Origin of the sequence: Citrobacter sp. Cm046 (genome assembly GCF_030333065.1) — a bacterium.
GTDB lineage: Bacteria > Pseudomonadota > Gammaproteobacteria > Enterobacterales > Enterobacteriaceae > Citrobacter > Citrobacter murliniae.
Genome location: NZ_JAOWGP010000030.1, coordinates 342,991 through 358,779 on the forward strand (window position 1 = coordinate 342,991; position 15,789 = coordinate 358,779).

General features: G+C 52.2%; 13 protein-coding genes and 2 pseudogenes. 8 read left to right on the plus strand and 7 right to left on the minus strand.

Going from position 1 to position 15,789, the window contains the following annotated elements; all coding sequences use genetic code 11:
• Nucleotide 1 precedes the first annotated feature (1 nt).
• Entirely contained in the window at nt 2–1,228 is a 1,227-nt protein-coding gene (locus OGX98_RS03280; protein ID WP_286594817.1) for a YidR family protein, read from the minus strand.
• Nucleotides 1,229–1,327: 99 nt separating this feature from the next.
• Here OGX98_RS03280 and cbrA point away from each other — a divergent pair, with 99 nt between their 5' ends.
• Entirely contained in the window at nt 1,328–2,434 is a 1,107-nt protein-coding gene (gene cbrA, locus OGX98_RS03285; protein ID WP_045448951.1) for a colicin M resistance lipid reductase CbrA, read from the plus strand.
• Here cbrA and OGX98_RS03290 read toward each other — a convergent pair.
• From OGX98_RS03290 to dnaA, 6 genes and pseudogenes are all read right to left on the minus strand, one after another.
• Nucleotides 2,431–2,517: pseudogene (locus tag OGX98_RS03290) on the minus strand (hypothetical protein); the annotation flags it as partial. The gene cbrA and the pseudogene OGX98_RS03290 overlap by 4 nt on opposite strands.
• Nucleotides 2,518–2,538: 21 nt before the next feature.
• A complete protein-coding gene (yidA, locus tag OGX98_RS03295) occupies nt 2,539–3,351 on the minus strand; it encodes a sugar-phosphatase (protein ID WP_045448953.1) in 813 nt (270 codons plus the stop codon).
• A 160-nt stretch (nt 3,352–3,511) separates the two neighbouring features.
• Nucleotides 3,512–5,926 (minus strand): DNA topoisomerase (ATP-hydrolyzing) subunit B, encoded by a 2,415-nt coding sequence (gyrB, locus tag OGX98_RS03300; RefSeq protein WP_045448955.1) that lies wholly within the window; start codon nt 5,924–5,926, stop codon nt 3,512–3,514.
• A 28-nt stretch (nt 5,927–5,954) separates the two neighbouring features.
• Nucleotides 5,955–7,028, minus strand: coding sequence for a DNA replication/repair protein RecF (gene recF, locus OGX98_RS03305; protein WP_045448956.1), 1,074 nt, complete (start codon nt 7,026–7,028; stop codon nt 5,955–5,957).
• A gap of 147 nt (nt 7,029–7,175) precedes the next feature.
• Nucleotides 7,176–8,276, minus strand: coding sequence for a DNA polymerase III subunit beta (gene dnaN / locus OGX98_RS03310; RefSeq protein ID WP_045448958.1), 1,101 nt, complete (start codon nt 8,274–8,276; stop codon nt 7,176–7,178).
• Nucleotides 8,277–8,280: 4 nt separating this feature from the next.
• Nucleotides 8,281–9,684: a chromosomal replication initiator protein DnaA gene (gene dnaA / locus OGX98_RS03315; RefSeq protein WP_045448960.1), complete on the minus strand. Its 1,404-nt coding sequence runs from the start codon at nt 9,682–9,684 to the stop codon at nt 8,281–8,283.
• Nucleotides 9,685–9,981: 297 nt separating this feature from the next.
• On the opposite strand from dnaA, the gene OGX98_RS24030 reads away from it, so the two are divergent.
• The 7 genes and pseudogenes from OGX98_RS24030 to OGX98_RS03345 all read left to right on the plus strand — a co-directional run bounded on the left by OGX98_RS24030 (nt 9,982) and on the right by OGX98_RS03345 (nt 15,653).
• Nucleotides 9,982–10,062 (plus strand): hypothetical protein, encoded by an 81-nt coding sequence (locus OGX98_RS24030; protein ID WP_442854990.1) that lies wholly within the window; start codon nt 9,982–9,984, stop codon nt 10,060–10,062.
• A gap of 228 nt (nt 10,063–10,290) precedes the next feature.
• Nucleotides 10,291–10,431, plus strand: a complete 141-nt coding sequence (gene rpmH, locus OGX98_RS03320; RefSeq protein ID WP_003023858.1) for a 50S ribosomal protein L34 — start codon at nt 10,291–10,293, stop codon at nt 10,429–10,431.
• Nucleotides 10,432–10,448: 17 nt separating this feature from the next.
• Complete coding sequence (gene rnpA / locus OGX98_RS03325; RefSeq protein WP_045448963.1) at nt 10,449–10,808, plus strand: ribonuclease P protein component; 360 nt, start codon at nt 10,449–10,451, stop codon at nt 10,806–10,808.
• A complete protein-coding gene (gene yidD, locus OGX98_RS03330) occupies nt 10,772–11,029 on the plus strand; it encodes a membrane protein insertion efficiency factor YidD (RefSeq protein ID WP_003023846.1) in 258 nt (85 codons plus the stop codon). Before rnpA ends, yidD begins: the two co-directional genes overlap by 37 nt.
• Before the next feature lie 2 nt (nt 11,030–11,031).
• Nucleotides 11,032–12,678, plus strand: coding sequence for a membrane protein insertase YidC (yidC, locus tag OGX98_RS03335; RefSeq protein ID WP_045448966.1), 1,647 nt, complete (start codon nt 11,032–11,034; stop codon nt 12,676–12,678).
• Nucleotides 12,679–12,750: 72 nt separating this feature from the next.
• The gene (gene mnmE / locus OGX98_RS03340; RefSeq protein WP_045448968.1) at nt 12,751–14,115 is read left to right on the plus strand and encodes a tRNA uridine-5-carboxymethylaminomethyl(34) synthesis GTPase MnmE; all 1,365 of its coding nucleotides are present in this window, start codon (nt 12,751–12,753) and stop codon (nt 14,113–14,115) included.
• A 320-nt stretch (nt 14,116–14,435) separates the two neighbouring features.
• Nucleotides 14,436–15,653: pseudogene (locus OGX98_RS03345) on the plus strand (tyrosine-type recombinase/integrase).
• The last annotated feature ends 136 nt before the right edge of the window (nt 15,654–15,789 follow it).

Consider the following 15,789-nt stretch of genomic DNA (forward strand, 5'->3'; position numbering starts at 1 on the left):
GTTACCGCCCGGTTTCCGCCACCCATAGCTGACGGAAACCCTCGACATCCTCCATCCACGCGACCTGTTGACCATCAGGTGAGAACACGATCGCATCTGCGGAAGGTGGATTACCGTGACGCTCGGTTAAATAATCAATTTTTCCGGTCTGCGCATCACAGCAGACAATTCGGTTTTCCAGCACAAATCCCAGCCATTTTCCCGACGGATGCCAGTTGAACGCTGACTGAATATCCGTAGTACATCGCGTAAGCTGACGAGGTACACCGCCCTGTGGTGAGATCAGCCACAGCTGCACAACACCGCTATCATCACGCATCAGAAACGCAATTTCAGACGCCTTTGGATTACTGCGCACCCAATGGCGGGGCTGATTCACCAGCCCAGGAAAGGCGCGGTTATGTGTAAACGTCAGGCGACGCTGAGCCACACCAGATGGCGGTGCTGGCATTGTCGATTCAGTCCCTTCCAGAGGCGCATAACCTGGCTGTTTCCAGCCGCCTTCATTCCTCGGTGTATCAACGATGAACAGCTCCGGAACTTTCTCGCCATTTACAGACAACGTGTCACCAATAAACGCCAGCGTATGATTTCCCACCCAACCTTCTTCGTAGGCGCGGTTTATCTCATCGCTGCCCGGCCGTGGCGCAAACGTAGTCTGGCTCACCAGTACGCACCAGTAGCTACCGCTGTACTCACGCGGGTGCTGTGCGGACACATTCACCGGCCCATAAGGTGCAGCCACCCCAACGTTACGTAAATCCAGCGCCGGATCGCGTTCATGCAATACATGGTCGTTGTAGGTGAAGCTGACAAACTCTCCGTTCGGGCTGAAGACATGGACATGACTACCGCCGCGCAACGCTCCTGGCGTGTACGGCGAGGTAATATCCATAGCATCCAGATTAACCACCCCACGCGGTCCAGCAATCACGCCACGGCGATGATGGAAATCGTAACGCCAGTGTTCATCTGGATTCTCAGGCCCATGAATAAAAACATATTTTTCCGATTTTGGATGAACGGTCACTACGCCGACATGCGCCCCCTGCGTAGCGTGATAAACCACCTCAAGCTCGCCGGTATGAATATTAACGCGTTCAATCGTCTCGCCGGTAAACGATGCGCCGGAAGGACGAACATCAAAAACCAGCCACTGGCTGTCCGGGGTCCAGGTGTTGATATTGGTAAGCTGATGATTACGCGGCGTAAAGGTGATTTGCTTCATGAAGAGCCCTGATACAAGACGATTTAAGCAATCATACTTCACAAGGACTTCACTTTCAGGCTTTAGCGTATCGCCATCTTAATTATTGCGGACAGAAAGATGGAACATTTTGACGTAGCGATTATCGGCTTAGGCCCGGCAGGTGCAGCGCTGGCGCGACAGTTGAGCGGAAAAATGCGTGTGATTGCACTGGATAAAAAACGCCAGTGTGGAAATGAAGGATTTACCAAACCCTGCGGTGGTTTGCTTGCTCCTGATGCCCAGAGATCGTTTATCCGCGACGGAATTACGCTACCCGTTGATGTCATCGCCAACCCGCAGATTTTTAGTGTTAAAACGATCGATACAGCGGCATCACTAACGCGCAATTACCAGCGTAGCTACATCAACATTAACCGACATGCTTTTGATTTATGGCTGAAATCTCTTATTCCTGATGATGTGAGAATTTACCACGACAGCCTGTGTCGAAAAATCTGGCACGAGGACGGTAAATGGCATGTGATATTCCGCGCAGACGGTTGGGAACAGCAGATTACAGCCCGTTATCTGGTCGGTGCCGACGGAGCGAATTCACTGGTGCGCCGTCATCTCTACCCACAACATCAAATCCGTAAATATGTCGCCATTCAGCAGTGGTTTGCTGAACAACATCCCGTACCGTTTTACTCGTGTATTTTTGATAACGATGCTACGGACTGTTACTCCTGGAGTATCAGCAAAGACGGATTTTTTATCTTCGGTGGCGCATACCCAATGAAGGATGGTCAGGCACGCTTTGAAGCGCTGAAAACAAAGATGGAGACGTTCCATTTTCAGTTCGGTAAACCGGTAAAAAGCGAGAAATGCACGGTGCTGTTCCCATCACGCTGGTCGGACTTTGTCTGCGGTGAAAAAAACGCATTTCTGATTGGTGAAGCTGCCGGATTTATCAGCGCCAGCTCGCTGGAGGGAATTAGCTATGCGCTGGACAGCGCGGAGATCCTGAAATGCGTACTCCTGCAGGGAGCGCCAGATATCAATAACGCTTACCGCAAAGCCACCCGCAAACTGCGTATCAAGCTGTATGGCAAGATCCTTAAGAGTCGGGCATTAACATCAGCACAAGCACGTAAATGGATAATGCAAAGCGGCGTTGCACATATCCCGTCAGGTCAGGAAGAGCAGCCCACCGTGACACCCGGCGGGCTGATTGAAGAGCATTAACCTACGCGTTTCACATCACCAACCAGCAGGATGTATGACATCGCGCCAATCAGGGCAACAGCGGAGATATAGACCAGCGCGGGCTGTAAATAAAAGTGGCTGACTTATTTCAGCGCAAACTTCTCAATGGCATACGCCACGCCGTCTTCAAGGTTGGATTTCGTCACGAAGTTGGCAATCTCTTTCACAGACGGAATGGCGTTGTCCATTGCAACACCCATACCTGCGTACTCGAGCATCGCGATGTCATTTTCCTGATCGCCTATCGCCATGACCTCTTCGGCTTTGATTCCCAGCGCATCCGCCAGTGATTTTACACCGGTGCCTTTATTGACACGTTTATCCAGAATTTCGAGGAAGTACGGCGCACTTTTCAGCACGGTATACTTTTCTTTCACTTCAGCCGGAATACGCGCTATCGCTTTATCGAGGATCTCTGGCTCGTCAATCATCATCACTTTCAGGAACTGGGTTGCCGGATCCATCTTCTCTGCTTCGCAGAACACCAGCGGAATGGTCGCGACAAAAGATTCATGCACCGTATAGTAACTAATATCGCGGTTAGCCGTATAAAGCGTGTTGCGATCGAGTGCGTGGAAGTGTGAACCCACTTCACGAGACAGCTGTTCCAGGTAACGATAATCATCATAGCTCAGCGCAGTTTGTGCAACGGTACTGCCATCCCCCGCTTTCTGCACCAGCGCACCGTTGTAGGTAATGCAGTAGTCACCGGGTTGTTCCATGTGAAGTTCTTTCAGGTAGCTATGGACGCCGGCATACGGGCGACCCGTGGTCAGCACCACGTTTATACCACGCGCGCGCGCCGCGGCAATCGCCGTTTTGACCGCAGGTGAAATGGTGTGATCGGGCAGCAGAAGTGTGCCATCCATATCGATAGCAATAAGTTTGATAGCCATGAGTTCCCCGGATTAAATGAGTCCATCCTCATGCTAACGCGATTCCGCTCAAAAAACAGCAACGAAAAAGGGATAGGAAGAGGAACCAGGATTCCCCTTTTGTGGGCAAAAAAATACCCGGTTGCACAACACAACCGGGTAGATTCATCCAGGATAACGATTAGATATCGATGTTTGCCGCTTTCAGGGCGTTCTCTTCGATAAACGCACGACGCGGTTCAACGGCGTCACCCATCAACGTAGTGAACAACTGGTCAGCAGCAATCGCGTCTTTCACCGTCACGCGCAGCATGCGGCGGCTTTCCGGATCCATGGTGGTTTCCCACAGCTGTTCCGGGTTCATTTCACCCAGACCTTTATAACGCTGAATAGACAAACCACGACGGGACTCTTTCACCAGCCAGTCCAGTGCCTGCTCGAAGCTGGCAACAGGCTGACGACGCTCACCACGTTCGATAAACGCATCGTCTTCGATCAGGCCGCGCAGTTTCTCACCCAACGTGCAAAGACGACGGTATTCACCACCAGTCACAAACTCATGCTCCAGCGGGTAATCGGTATCAACACCGTGAGTACGTACGCGGATCACCGGTTCGAACAGGTTCAGTTCAGCGTCCTTACGCACGATGCTATTCCAGGTGCTACCGTGCATTTCATTTTCATTCAGCACGTTAACCAGCTGAGAAACCCAGGCCGTTACTTTAGCTTCATCAGCCAGATCGGCTTCAGCCAGCGTCGGTTGGTACACCAGTTCCTTCAGCAGTGAGCGAGGATAGCGACGCTCCATGCGACCAATCATTTTCTGCGTAGCATTGTACTCAGAGACCAGTTTTTCCAGTGCTTCACCTGCCAGCGCCGGAGCGTGGGCATTTGTATGCAACGTAGCACCATCAAGGGCGATAGAGATCTGGTATTGATCCATCGCTTCATCATCTTTGATGTACTGTTCCTGCTTCCCTTTCTTCACTTTGTACAGCGGCGGCTGGGCAATGTAGACGTGGCCACGCTCTACGATTTCCGGCATCTGACGATAGAAGAAGGTCAACAGCAGCGTACGGATGTGCGAGCCGTCGACGTCCGCATCGGTCATGATGATAATGCTGTGGTAGCGCAGTTTATCCGGGTTGTACTCGTCGCGACCGATGCCGCAACCGAGCGCAGTAATCAGCGTCGCCACTTCCTGAGAAGAGAGCATCTTGTCGAAGCGTGCCTTCTCAACGTTGAGGATTTTACCTTTCAGCGGCAGAATCGCCTGGTTCTTACGGTTACGCCCCTGCTTCGCAGAGCCGCCCGCGGAGTCCCCTTCCACCAGGTACAGTTCAGAGTGGGCCGGGTCACGCTCCTGACAGTCTGCCAGTTTGCCCGGCAGACCCGCTAAGTCCAGCGCGCCTTTACGGCGAGTCATTTCACGAGCACGACGTGCAGCTTCGCGCGCGCGCGCAGCGTCGATGATTTTGCCAACGACGATTTTCGCGTCCGACGGATTTTCCAGCAGGTATTCGCTCAGCAGTTCGTTCATCTGCTGTTCTACCGCTGATTTAACCTCGGAGGAGACCAGCTTGTCTTTGGTCTGCGAAGAGAATTTCGGATCCGGCACTTTTACGGAAACAACGGCAATCAAACCTTCACGGGCATCGTCACCAGTGGCACTGACTTTCGCTTTTTTGCTGTAGCCTTCTTTGTCCATGTAGGCGTTCAGAGTACGGGTCATCGCCGCACGGAAGCCTGCAAGGTGAGTACCGCCATCACGCTGCGGAATGTTGTTGGTGAAGCAGTAGATGTTTTCCTGGAAACCATCATTCCACTGCAGCGCAACTTCAACGCCGATACCGTCTTTTTCAGTAGAGAAGTAGAAGATATTCGGGTGGATCGGCGTTTTATTTTTGTTGAGGTATTCAACAAACGCCTTAATGCCGCCTTCGTAGTGGAAATGGTCTTCTTTGCCGTCGCGCTTATCACGCAGGCGGATGGATACGCCGGAGTTCAGGAATGACAGCTCGCGCAGGCGTTTCGCCAGAATATCGTATTCAAATTCAACGACATTGGTGAAAGTTTCATGGCTTGGCCAGAAACGTACCTGGGTACCCGTAGCTTCGGTCTCACCGGTTACCGCCAGCGGCGCTTGCGGCACGCCGTGCACGTAAGTTTGCTGATGCACTTTGCCTTCACGACGAATCACCAGCTCCAGTTTCTGCGACAGGGCGTTAACCACGGAAACACCTACGCCGTGCAGACCGCCGGACACTTTATAAGAGTTATCATCGAATTTACCGCCTGCGTGCAGAACGGTCATGATAACTTCTGCCGCCGAAACGCCCTCTTCAGGGTGAATCCCGGTTGGGATACCACGGCCATCATCGGTAACGGACACGGAGTTGTCAGCGTGAATCGTCACGACGATATCTTTACAGTGACCCGCGAGCGCTTCGTCGATAGCGTTATCTACCACCTCGAATACCATGTGGTGCAGACCGGTGCCGTCATCCGTGTCGCCGATATACATACCCGGGCGCTTACGCACCGCATCCAGTCCTTTCAGGACTTTGATACTGGAGGAGTCATAAGAATTCGACATCAACGTTTCTCGCTCATTTTATCTTGGGTTAATCCGTTATTTTACCCTTTTCCACGGTGAACATCTTCGAATTTTTGTCCGACATGTCCAGAACGTGTTCAGCGCTAATTGCGCTGACAAAGACCTGAGATTGCGTGGCTTTTAAGCGACTGGCAAGCAGTCCGCGACGCGCATCATCCAGTTCAGAGGCAAAATCATCTATCAGGTACAGGCAGCGCCGTCCGCTTTCACGGGTCAGGAACTCCCCTTGCGCCAGACGCAAGGCGCACATCAGCAGCTTTAACTGTCCACGAGACAACGTATCTTCCACCGGCGCACCGTCAGCGCGTATACGGAAATCCGCTTTATGCGGACCGTGCGCGGTGTAAGTCAACATGCGGTCACGTTCAAAACTGCGTTCCAGCACCTCTGCGTAATCAGTCTCTTTCTCCCAGCCACGCTGGAAAGAGAAAGAGAGAGAGAACTCGGGAAGAAACTGCTGGCAGGTATCCGCCATATCCTGCGCGATACCGGCGCTGTACTCCGCGCGCCAGGTACTGATTTGTTCCGCCAGCGGGATCAGTTCTTTATCCCACGGACGTAGTTGCTCATAACGACTCACCTGGCGCAGCGCCGCATTGCGCTGCTTGAGCAGACGCTTCAGGTTGCTCCAGGCGGTGAAAAATCCGGCTTCATTGTGAAAGCACCCCCAGTCAAGGAATGCTCTCCTGTATTTGGGGCCGCCGTTGAGTAAAGTAAACCCCTCAGGCGTAATCAGCTGCATTGGCATCAGGTGTGCCAGTTCTGCAACCTTATGACCGTCGGTGCCGTCAATGCGCACTTTGCTGTCACCCAACTTATCTTTTGTCAGGCCAATCGACGTTTCACGCTCCGTACCCTGCAAACGCCCGTGTAATACAAACGACTCCTGCTCGTGACGAATGACACGACCAATCTGCAAACTGCGAAACGCCCGACCGTGGCCCAGCGTATAGATAGCTTCCAGCACGCTGGTTTTGCCGCTGCCGTTAGCTCCTACCAGGAAGTTAAAGCCAGGAGATAAAGCAAGATCCGCGCTTTCAATATTGCGGAAATCTTTAATGAGAAGGCGCGTTAGTGACATATCAGGGTTTCTTCAGGCCAGGGCGTCATCGGCGCAGCCAGCTTCAACGCGGCCTGCGCACAGCCCCTGGAGCGTACACGAAGTACGTGACAGGGGCGAGCACAGCCCAGGTTGAAAATGGCAAGTAAGATAGCCCGCTATTTTCCACTACAGTCTCATTGGCATAACAACATAGGCAGCCGACTGTGATGCGGCATCTTCAATCTGCACGCTGGAAACAGAATCAGTCAGCATAATACGGACGTTTTCGCACTTCAGTGCGTTCAGTACATCCAGCACGTAGCTAACATTGAAGCCGATTTCCATTTCAGTTCCTGGGTAGGTTACGTCGAGGATCTCTTCTGCTTCTTCCTGTTCCGGGTTGTTCGCCGTGATTTTGAGCTGATTCTCACTGACGTACAGACGCACGCCGCGGAACTTCTCATTAGAGAGGATCGCCGCACGGGCAAATGCCTGCTTGAGAATATCGCAGCCTGCTTCCAGGTGTTTGTCCGGGTTCTTCGGTAGCACGCGGCGATAATCCGGGAAACGACCGTCAACCAGCTTGGAAGTGAAAATAAAGTCACCGACGTGTGCTCGGATGTTGTTGCTGCCAATTTGCACTCGCAGCGGGTTGTCGCCGCCGTCAAGCATACGCATCAGCTCAATAACACCTTTACGCGGCACAATCACCGAATGGTTGGGCAGAGATTGTCCAACCGGCATAGAGCAGACTGCCAGACGGTGACCATCGGTCGCCACGGTACGCAACTCTTCACCTTCGGTTTCAAACAGCATGCCGTTTAAGTAATAGCGCACGTCCTGATGAGCCATTGAAAACTGCGTGGCCTCAATCAGGCGCTTCATTGTGGCCTGCGGTAGGGTGAATTCAACTTCGCTCTGCCAGTCATCCAGATTCGGAAAGTCGGCGGCAGGTAGCGTGGAAAGTGAGAAACGGCTGCGGCCAGAACGCACCAGCATGCGGTCGCCTTCCAGTTGAACGGCGATTTCAGCCCCTTCCGGCAGCCCACGACAAATGTCGAAAAATTTACGTGCCGGAACGGTAGTCGCACCTGGTTCATGAGGCTGAATCAGCGCAACGCGTGCCACCATTTCCATTTCAAGATCGGTACCGGTCAGAGAAAGCGTACCATCCGCAACCTGTAGCAACAGATTTCCGAGAATCGGCAGTGTAGGACGACCACCCAGCGGGCCGCTGACCTGCTGAAGCGGTTTTAATAAATGTTCACGTTCAACGGTAAATTTCATAGCGTCACGAAGATAATGTTCTGATTAAATTGGAGAAATCTTCTTTAATATCATGGCTTTCTTCACGCAACTGCTCAATCTTGCGGCAGGCATGAAGCACGGTAGTATGGTCACGCCCACCAAACGCGTCGCCAATTTCCGGCAGACTGTGGTTGGTGAGCTCTTTTGCCAGCGCCATCGCCATCTGACGCGGGCGAGCTACCGAGCGAGATCGACGCTTAGAAAGCAGATCCGCAATTTTGATTTTGTAGTACTCCGCCACCGTCTTTTGGATATTGTCGATGGTGACCAGTTTTTCCTGCAATGCCAGCAGATCGCGCAGCGCTTCACGCACAAAGTCGATAGTGATCGCCCGGCCGGTAAAGTTGGCGTTGGCAATCACTCGGTTCAGTGCGCCTTCCAGTTCACGCACGTTAGAGCGTAGACGCTTAGCAATAAAGAACGCCACCTCGCCCGGCAGACGAATGTCGTTTTCGTCCGCTTTCTTCATCAGGATCGCCACTCGCGTTTCCAGCTCTGGCGGTTCGATCGCGACAGTCAGTCCCCAGCCGAAGCGGGATTTCAGACGATCTTCAACACCGTTGATCTCTTTCGGATAGCGATCCGATGTCAGGATGATCTGCTGATTACCTTCCAGTAGGGCATTGAAGGTGTGGAAAAACTCTTCCTGAGATCGTTCTTTGTTGGCAAAGAATTGAATATCGTCAATCAGCAACGCATCAACAGAACGGTAGTAGCGTTTAAACTCTTCGATCGCATTGTTTTGCAGGGCCTTAACCATGTCCTGGACAAAACGCTCGGAGTGCATATACACCACTTTCGCATTCGGCTTGCGTGCCATGATCCCGTTACCGACGGCATGCAACAGGTGGGTTTTACCCAGGCCCGTACCGCCATACAGGAATAAAGGATTGTAGGCACCGCCAGGATTGTCCGCCACCTGACGTGCCGCCGCGCGCGCCAGTTGGTTAGATTTACCTTCAACGAAGTTATCAAACGTGTGTTTGACGTTAACGTTAGAGCGATAGGTGTGTTCTGCCGGAGCGGGGACGTTATCCCAGCCCGGGCGCGCCGCCGGTGCGGCACGTTGCGGCTGTACTTGTTGCGCGACATACGCAGGCGCCACAACGTTATTAACCGGCGTCTTCAGCGTTTGCGTGACGGGTTTTGTACCGACTTCAAAACGCAGCTGCGGGGCATCCGCACCACAGAAGCTATTCAGTAATCCATTGATGTTGTTAAGGTATTTATCCCTTACCCAATCGAGCACAAAACGGTTTGGCGCATACAAAGCCAGCGTGTTATCGCTCAGTTCCGCCTGCAACGGGCGTATCCACATACTGAATTCTGTGGCTGGTAACTCATCCTGCAATCGGGCAAGACACTGCTGCCAAAGCGAAAGTGACACGGCGGACTCCACTCGAACAAAAGTCGATAAATGACAAAGGCTGAAACATTCATGATTGTTGGCGCACGTCGAAAAGACCCTGCAAGAGGGTGACGCACGAACCGCTGTCTGCGGTTATATGCCCGATCAGGATCCAATGAAACGATCAGGACCGCGGATCATAGCCTAAACTGCGCGAGAGATCTTCTGTTTCTCACAGATTCTTCCCGATTTATCCACAGGATGATCCAGAATCGGCTAAGTGTAAACGATCCTGGAGAAGTGCTGCAGGTTTTCGCGCGCATATTGAAAAAATTAATGAGCAAAGCGGCTTTTTTGCTTAAACGATCTAATAAAGATCCCGGGCGATCCTTGCGCTTTATCCGCCAGCCCGTATAATTCTTACCCCCAGCGAGTAACGGTCGCCTCACGGCGTCAACGCTGCCTGTTTTTTACGCGAAACCATGCGGAAAAAAGCGGGAAATAAGGAAAGAGAATTGACTCCGGAGTGTACAATTATTACAATCCGGCCTCTTTAATCACCCACACTGTGGCGTAAGTCGTTCGATATTCGTTCGGGTATACGCAAAAGTCAGTGAATTTATTCAAGTTTAGGTAGAAATCGCCATGAAACGCACTTTTCAACCGTCTGTACTGAAGCGCAACCGTTCTCACGGCTTCCGTGCTCGTATGGCTAATAAAAATGGTCGTCAGGTTCTGGCACGTCGTCGTGCTAAAGGCCGTTCTCGTCTGACCGTTTCTAAGTAATAAAAGCTAGCCCCTGAGTGGTTAAGCTCGCATTTCCCAGGGAGTTACGTTTGTTAACTCCCACTCATTTCACATTCGTCTTCCAGCAGCCACAACGGGCTGGCACGCCGCAAATCACCATCCTCGGCCGCCTGAATTCGCTGGGGCATCCCCGTATCGGTCTTACAGTCGCCAAGAAAAACGTTCGACGCGCACATGAACGCAATCGGATTAAACGTCTGACGCGTGAAAGTTTTCGTCTTCGTCAGCACGAACTTCCAGCGATGGATTTCGTGGTGGTGGCTAAAAAAGGGGTTGCTGACCTCGATAACCGTGCTCTCTCGGAAGCGTTGGAAAAATTATGGCGTCGCCATTGTCGCCTGGCTCGCGGGTCCTGATAGCCCTCATTCGGGTCTATCAACGCCTTATCAGTCCGCTGCTTGGGCCGCATTGCCGTTTCACTCCAACCTGTTCGAGCTACGGAATTGAGGCATTGCGCAGGTTTGGAGTGATAAAAGGCAGTTGGTTGACGGTGAAACGCGTATTAAAATGCCACCCTTTACACCCTGGTGGTGACGATCCCGTCCCGCCCGGACCATTTGATACCAGAGAACACTAACGATGGATTCGCAACGCAATCTTTTAGTCATCGCTTTGCTGTTCGTGTCTTTCATGATCTGGCAAGCCTGGGAGCAGGATAAAAATCCTCAACCTCAAGCTCAACAGACCACGCAGACAACGACCACCGCAGCGGGTAGCGCCGCCGACCAGGGCGTACCGGCCAGTGGCCAGGGGAAACTGATTACGGTTAAGACTGACGTGCTTGATCTGACCATCAACACCCGTGGTGGTGATGTGGAACAGGCCTCGCTGCCAGCTTACCCGAAAGAACTCGGTTCTACCGAGCCGTTCCAGTTACTGGAAACCACGCCACAGTTCATCTATCAGGCGCAAAGTGGCCTGACAGGTCGCGATGGCCCGGATAACCCGGCTAACGGCCCGCGTCCGCTGTACAACGTCGAAAAAGACGCCTTTGTACTGGCTGACGGTCAGAACGAACTGCAGATCCCGATGACCTATACTGACGCAGCGGGCAACACATTCACTAAAACGTTTGTCCTCAAGCGTGGTGAATATGCTGTCAACGTTAACTACAGCGTGCAGAACGCCAGCGAGAAACCGCTGGAAGTCTCCACCTTTGGTCAGCTGAAGCAATCCATCAATCTGCCATCTCATCGTGACACTGGTAGCAGCAACTTTGCGCTGCACACCTTCCGTGGCGCAGCGTACTCCACGCCTGATGAGAAGTATGAAAAATACAAGTTCGACACCATTGCTGAAAACGAAAACCTGAACGTCAATGCTAAAGACGGCTGGGTAGCAATGCTGCAACAGTATTTTGCAACGGCATGGGTTCCGCGTAACGACGGCACCAATAACTTCTACACCGCTAATCTGGGTAACGGCATTGCCGCTATCGGCTATAAATCTCAGCCGGTACTGGTACAGCCTGGCCAGACTGGTGCGATGACCAGCACCCTGTGGGTTGGTCCGGAAATTCAGGATAAAATGGCGGCAGTTGCTCCGCACCTGGATCTGACCGTGGATTACGGCTGGCTGTGGTTCATCTCCCAACCTCTGTTCAAACTGCTGAAGTTCATCCACAGCTTCCTGGGTAACTGGGGCTTCTCCATCATCGTTATCACCTTTATCGTTCGTGGCATCATGTACCCGCTGACCAAAGCGCAGTACACCTCCATGGCGAAGATGCGTATGCTGCAGCCGAAGATTCAGGCAATGCGTGAGCGTCTGGGCGATGACAAACAGCGTCAGAGCCAGGAAATGATGGCACTGTACAAAGCTGAGAAGGTTAACCCACTGGGTGGCTGTTTCCCTCTGATCATCCAGATGCCAATCTTCCTGGCGTTGTACTACATGCTGATGGGATCCATTGAACTGCGTCATGCGCCGTTCGCTCTGTGGATCCATGACCTGTCTGCACAGGACCCGTACTACATCCTGCCGATCCTGATGGGCGTGACGATGTTCTTCATTCAGAAGATGTCTCCGACCACAGTGACCGACCCGATGCAGCAGAAGATCATGACCTTTATGCCGGTCATCTTCACCGTGTTCTTCCTGTGGTTCCCGTCAGGTCTGGTGCTGTACTATATCGTCAGCAACCTGGTAACCATTATTCAGCAGCAGTTGATTTACCGTGGTCTGGAGAAGCGTGGCCTGCATAGCCGCGAGAAGAAAAACTCCTGATTCGGTGAGTTAACGCTAAAATAAGGGCGGTCAGATGACCGCCTTTTTTATTTGTATTCAGCGAGACATATCATGAGCCATAACGACACCATCGTCGCTCAGGCAACCCCACCGGGACGTGGTGGTGTGGGTATTCTGCGTATCTCCGGCCTTAAAGCGCGCGAAGTCGCCGAAACCGTACTGGGCAAACTGCCAAAACCGCGTTATGCAGACTATCTGCCATTTAAAGACGCAGATGGCAGTGCGCTGGATCAGGGGATTGCCCTGTGGTTTCCCGGACCGAACTCCTTTACTGGTGAAGATGTTTTAGAGCTTCAGGGTCACGGCGGACCGGTCATTCTCGATCTGCTGTTAAAACGCATTCTGACGATTCCAGGCCTGCGCATTGCCAGACCCGGCGAGTTCTCTGAGCGTGCATTTCTTAACGATAAGCTCGATTTAGCTCAGGCAGAGGCCATTGCCGACCTGATTGATGCCAGCTCGGAACAAGCTGCACGCTCGGCGCTAAACTCGTTGCAAGGTGCATTTTCTTCCCGCGTGAACCACCTTGTGGAAGCACTCACTCACCTGCGCATCTATGTGGAAGCAGCGATTGATTTCCCGGACGAGGAAATAGACTTTCTTTCCGACGGCAAAATTGAAGCGCAGCTCAATAGCGTCATCAGTGATCTTGATGCTGTTCGTGCCGAAGCGCGTCAGGGCAGCCTGTTGCGTGAAGGGATGAAAGTAGTCATTGCCGGACGTCCTAACGCAGGCAAATCAAGCCTGTTGAACGCACTGGCGGGTCGTGAAGCAGCGATCGTGACCGATATTGCCGGAACCACCCGCGACGTACTGCGCGAGCACATTCATATCGACGGTATGCCGCTGCATATCATCGATACCGCCGGTCTGCGCGATGCAAACGATGAAGTTGAGCGTATTGGTATCGAACGCGCCTGGCAGGAAATAGAACAAGCCGACCGCGTGCTGTTTATGGTTGATGGCACCACCACGAACGCAGTAGATCCAGCAGAAATATGGCCTGACTTTATTGCACGTCTGCCTGCGAAGCTACCGATTACGGTCGTGCGTAACAAAGCGGATATCACTGGCGAAACACTGGGTCTTAGCGAAGTAAATGGCCACTCACTGGTTCGCCTCTCTGCGCGTACCGGCGAAGGCGTGGACGTACTGCGCAACCATCTCAAGCAGAGCATGGGTTTTGAAACAAATATGGAAGGCGGCTTCCTGGCGCGTCGTCGTCATCTGCAAGCCCTGGCTGAAGCGGCAGAGCATCTCCAGCAAGGGAAAGCTCAGTTGCTGGGTGCGTGGGCTGGAGAGTTGCTGGCGGAAGAACTGCGACTGGCGCAACAAAACCTCAGTGAGATAACCGGAGAGTTTACTTCCGACGATCTGCTGGGCAGGATTTTCTCCAGTTTCTGTATTGGCAAGTAAGTTTTAGTCCATCCTCGTCCGTGAACGTTCACTAACCCGCATTAACTGTCTGTTAATGCGGGTTTTTACTTTCCATACTCGTCCATAGTCGTGCGGGTTCATCCGCGATTTTTGTGCCCATCGTTGTGCCCATAGCAAAAAAACCGCCGTGCCATTGTTCATTTTTTGCGCTAAAAATCACACCTCATGGGCACAAAAAACGGTATAAAAAAACATCAAAACCGATATCCCATGGGCACACTAAAAATAAAAACGAGAATAAATAACTATAAAACAATGAATTACTGATGACGTTCATGGGCACAGCAAAGAGGTGAAAAATGGCGCTTTCAGATACCAAACTACGCACACTTGCTCCCAGAAACCGCCCCTGGCAACTTGCCGATCATGACGGGTTGGTGATTTAAGTTCTTCCCACCGGACGAAAAATCTGGCGTTTCCGCTACCGCTTTGACAACAAATCGCAAAAGATCACGCTGGGCGAATACCCTGCTTTCTCACTTGCAGAAGCGCGGCTTTGGCGTGAAAAGTGCCGCTCAATGGTGGCCCATGGCATCAATCCCGCGCAGAAAAAGCAGGAAGAAAAGCTTAAACAGAAAGACCCAACGACAGTCAAAACATTCGCCAAACGCTGGCTGACTGATATCGTTGAAAAAAGTAACCGCGATCCGCGCAACATCACTCGCGTTATCGAGAAGGACATCATTCCCATCATCGGGAAGCTGGAACTCGAAGAACTCACAACAGCCCATATTCAGGTCGTGCTCGACCGCATCAAGCAACGAGGTTCGGATCACGTCGCGCTGCTGACGCGAAACGTGCTTAAACGCATGCTGGCCTATGCGATTTCCAGGGGAATCATCTTCAACAACCCGGCAGCCGCTATCGAGGCTCGTTATATCGCACAAGCAACAAGCCGAGACGTGGCGCTAACAGCAGAAGAGATCGGCATCCTGCTACGGGGGATCTACACCTCTAACATGAATCGACGCCACAAGCTGGCCCTGCACCTGCTGATCATCTGCATGGTGCGTAAATCGGAGATGATTGAAGCGACATGGAGTGAAGTTAACTTCAACGCGCTGGAATGGCGTATCCCCGGCGAAAGAATGAAGATGGATAACCCGCATATTGTTCCGCTGTCAAAGCAGGCGCTGGCGATGTTCGAAGAGCTAAAATTTCTGGCCGGAGATTCCCCTTACGTCTTCCCCAGCCGAAACGACCACCGACGCCCGATCTCCAAAACAACGCTGAACTGCGCGGTGCGTACGTTGGATCTGAACGTCAGGGATTTTGTTATTCATGACTTCCGGCGTACTGCCAGCACATTGCTACATGAGCAAGGCTACAACTCCGACTGGGTGGAGAAATGCCTGGCGCATAAGATCGGCGGCGTTCGCGGTGTCTACAACCGTGCGGAGTACCTGAATCAGCGCCGGGAGATGCTTCAGTCTTGGGCGGATTTTGTTGATGCGCAGATTGAGGAGGGGCGGAAGGTGGTTATCGGGAAGTTTGGGAAGGCTTATGAGGTCAAATAAGAAAAATGGGGCATTATTACAAATTGATTTAAATAGTTAAGTACCCTACATTTGCTACTTCAACAAGCTGCATAAAGCCACAAAAACTGGAATAAACTATATAATTCAATTAATTACAATAAGTTAGTTACAAATA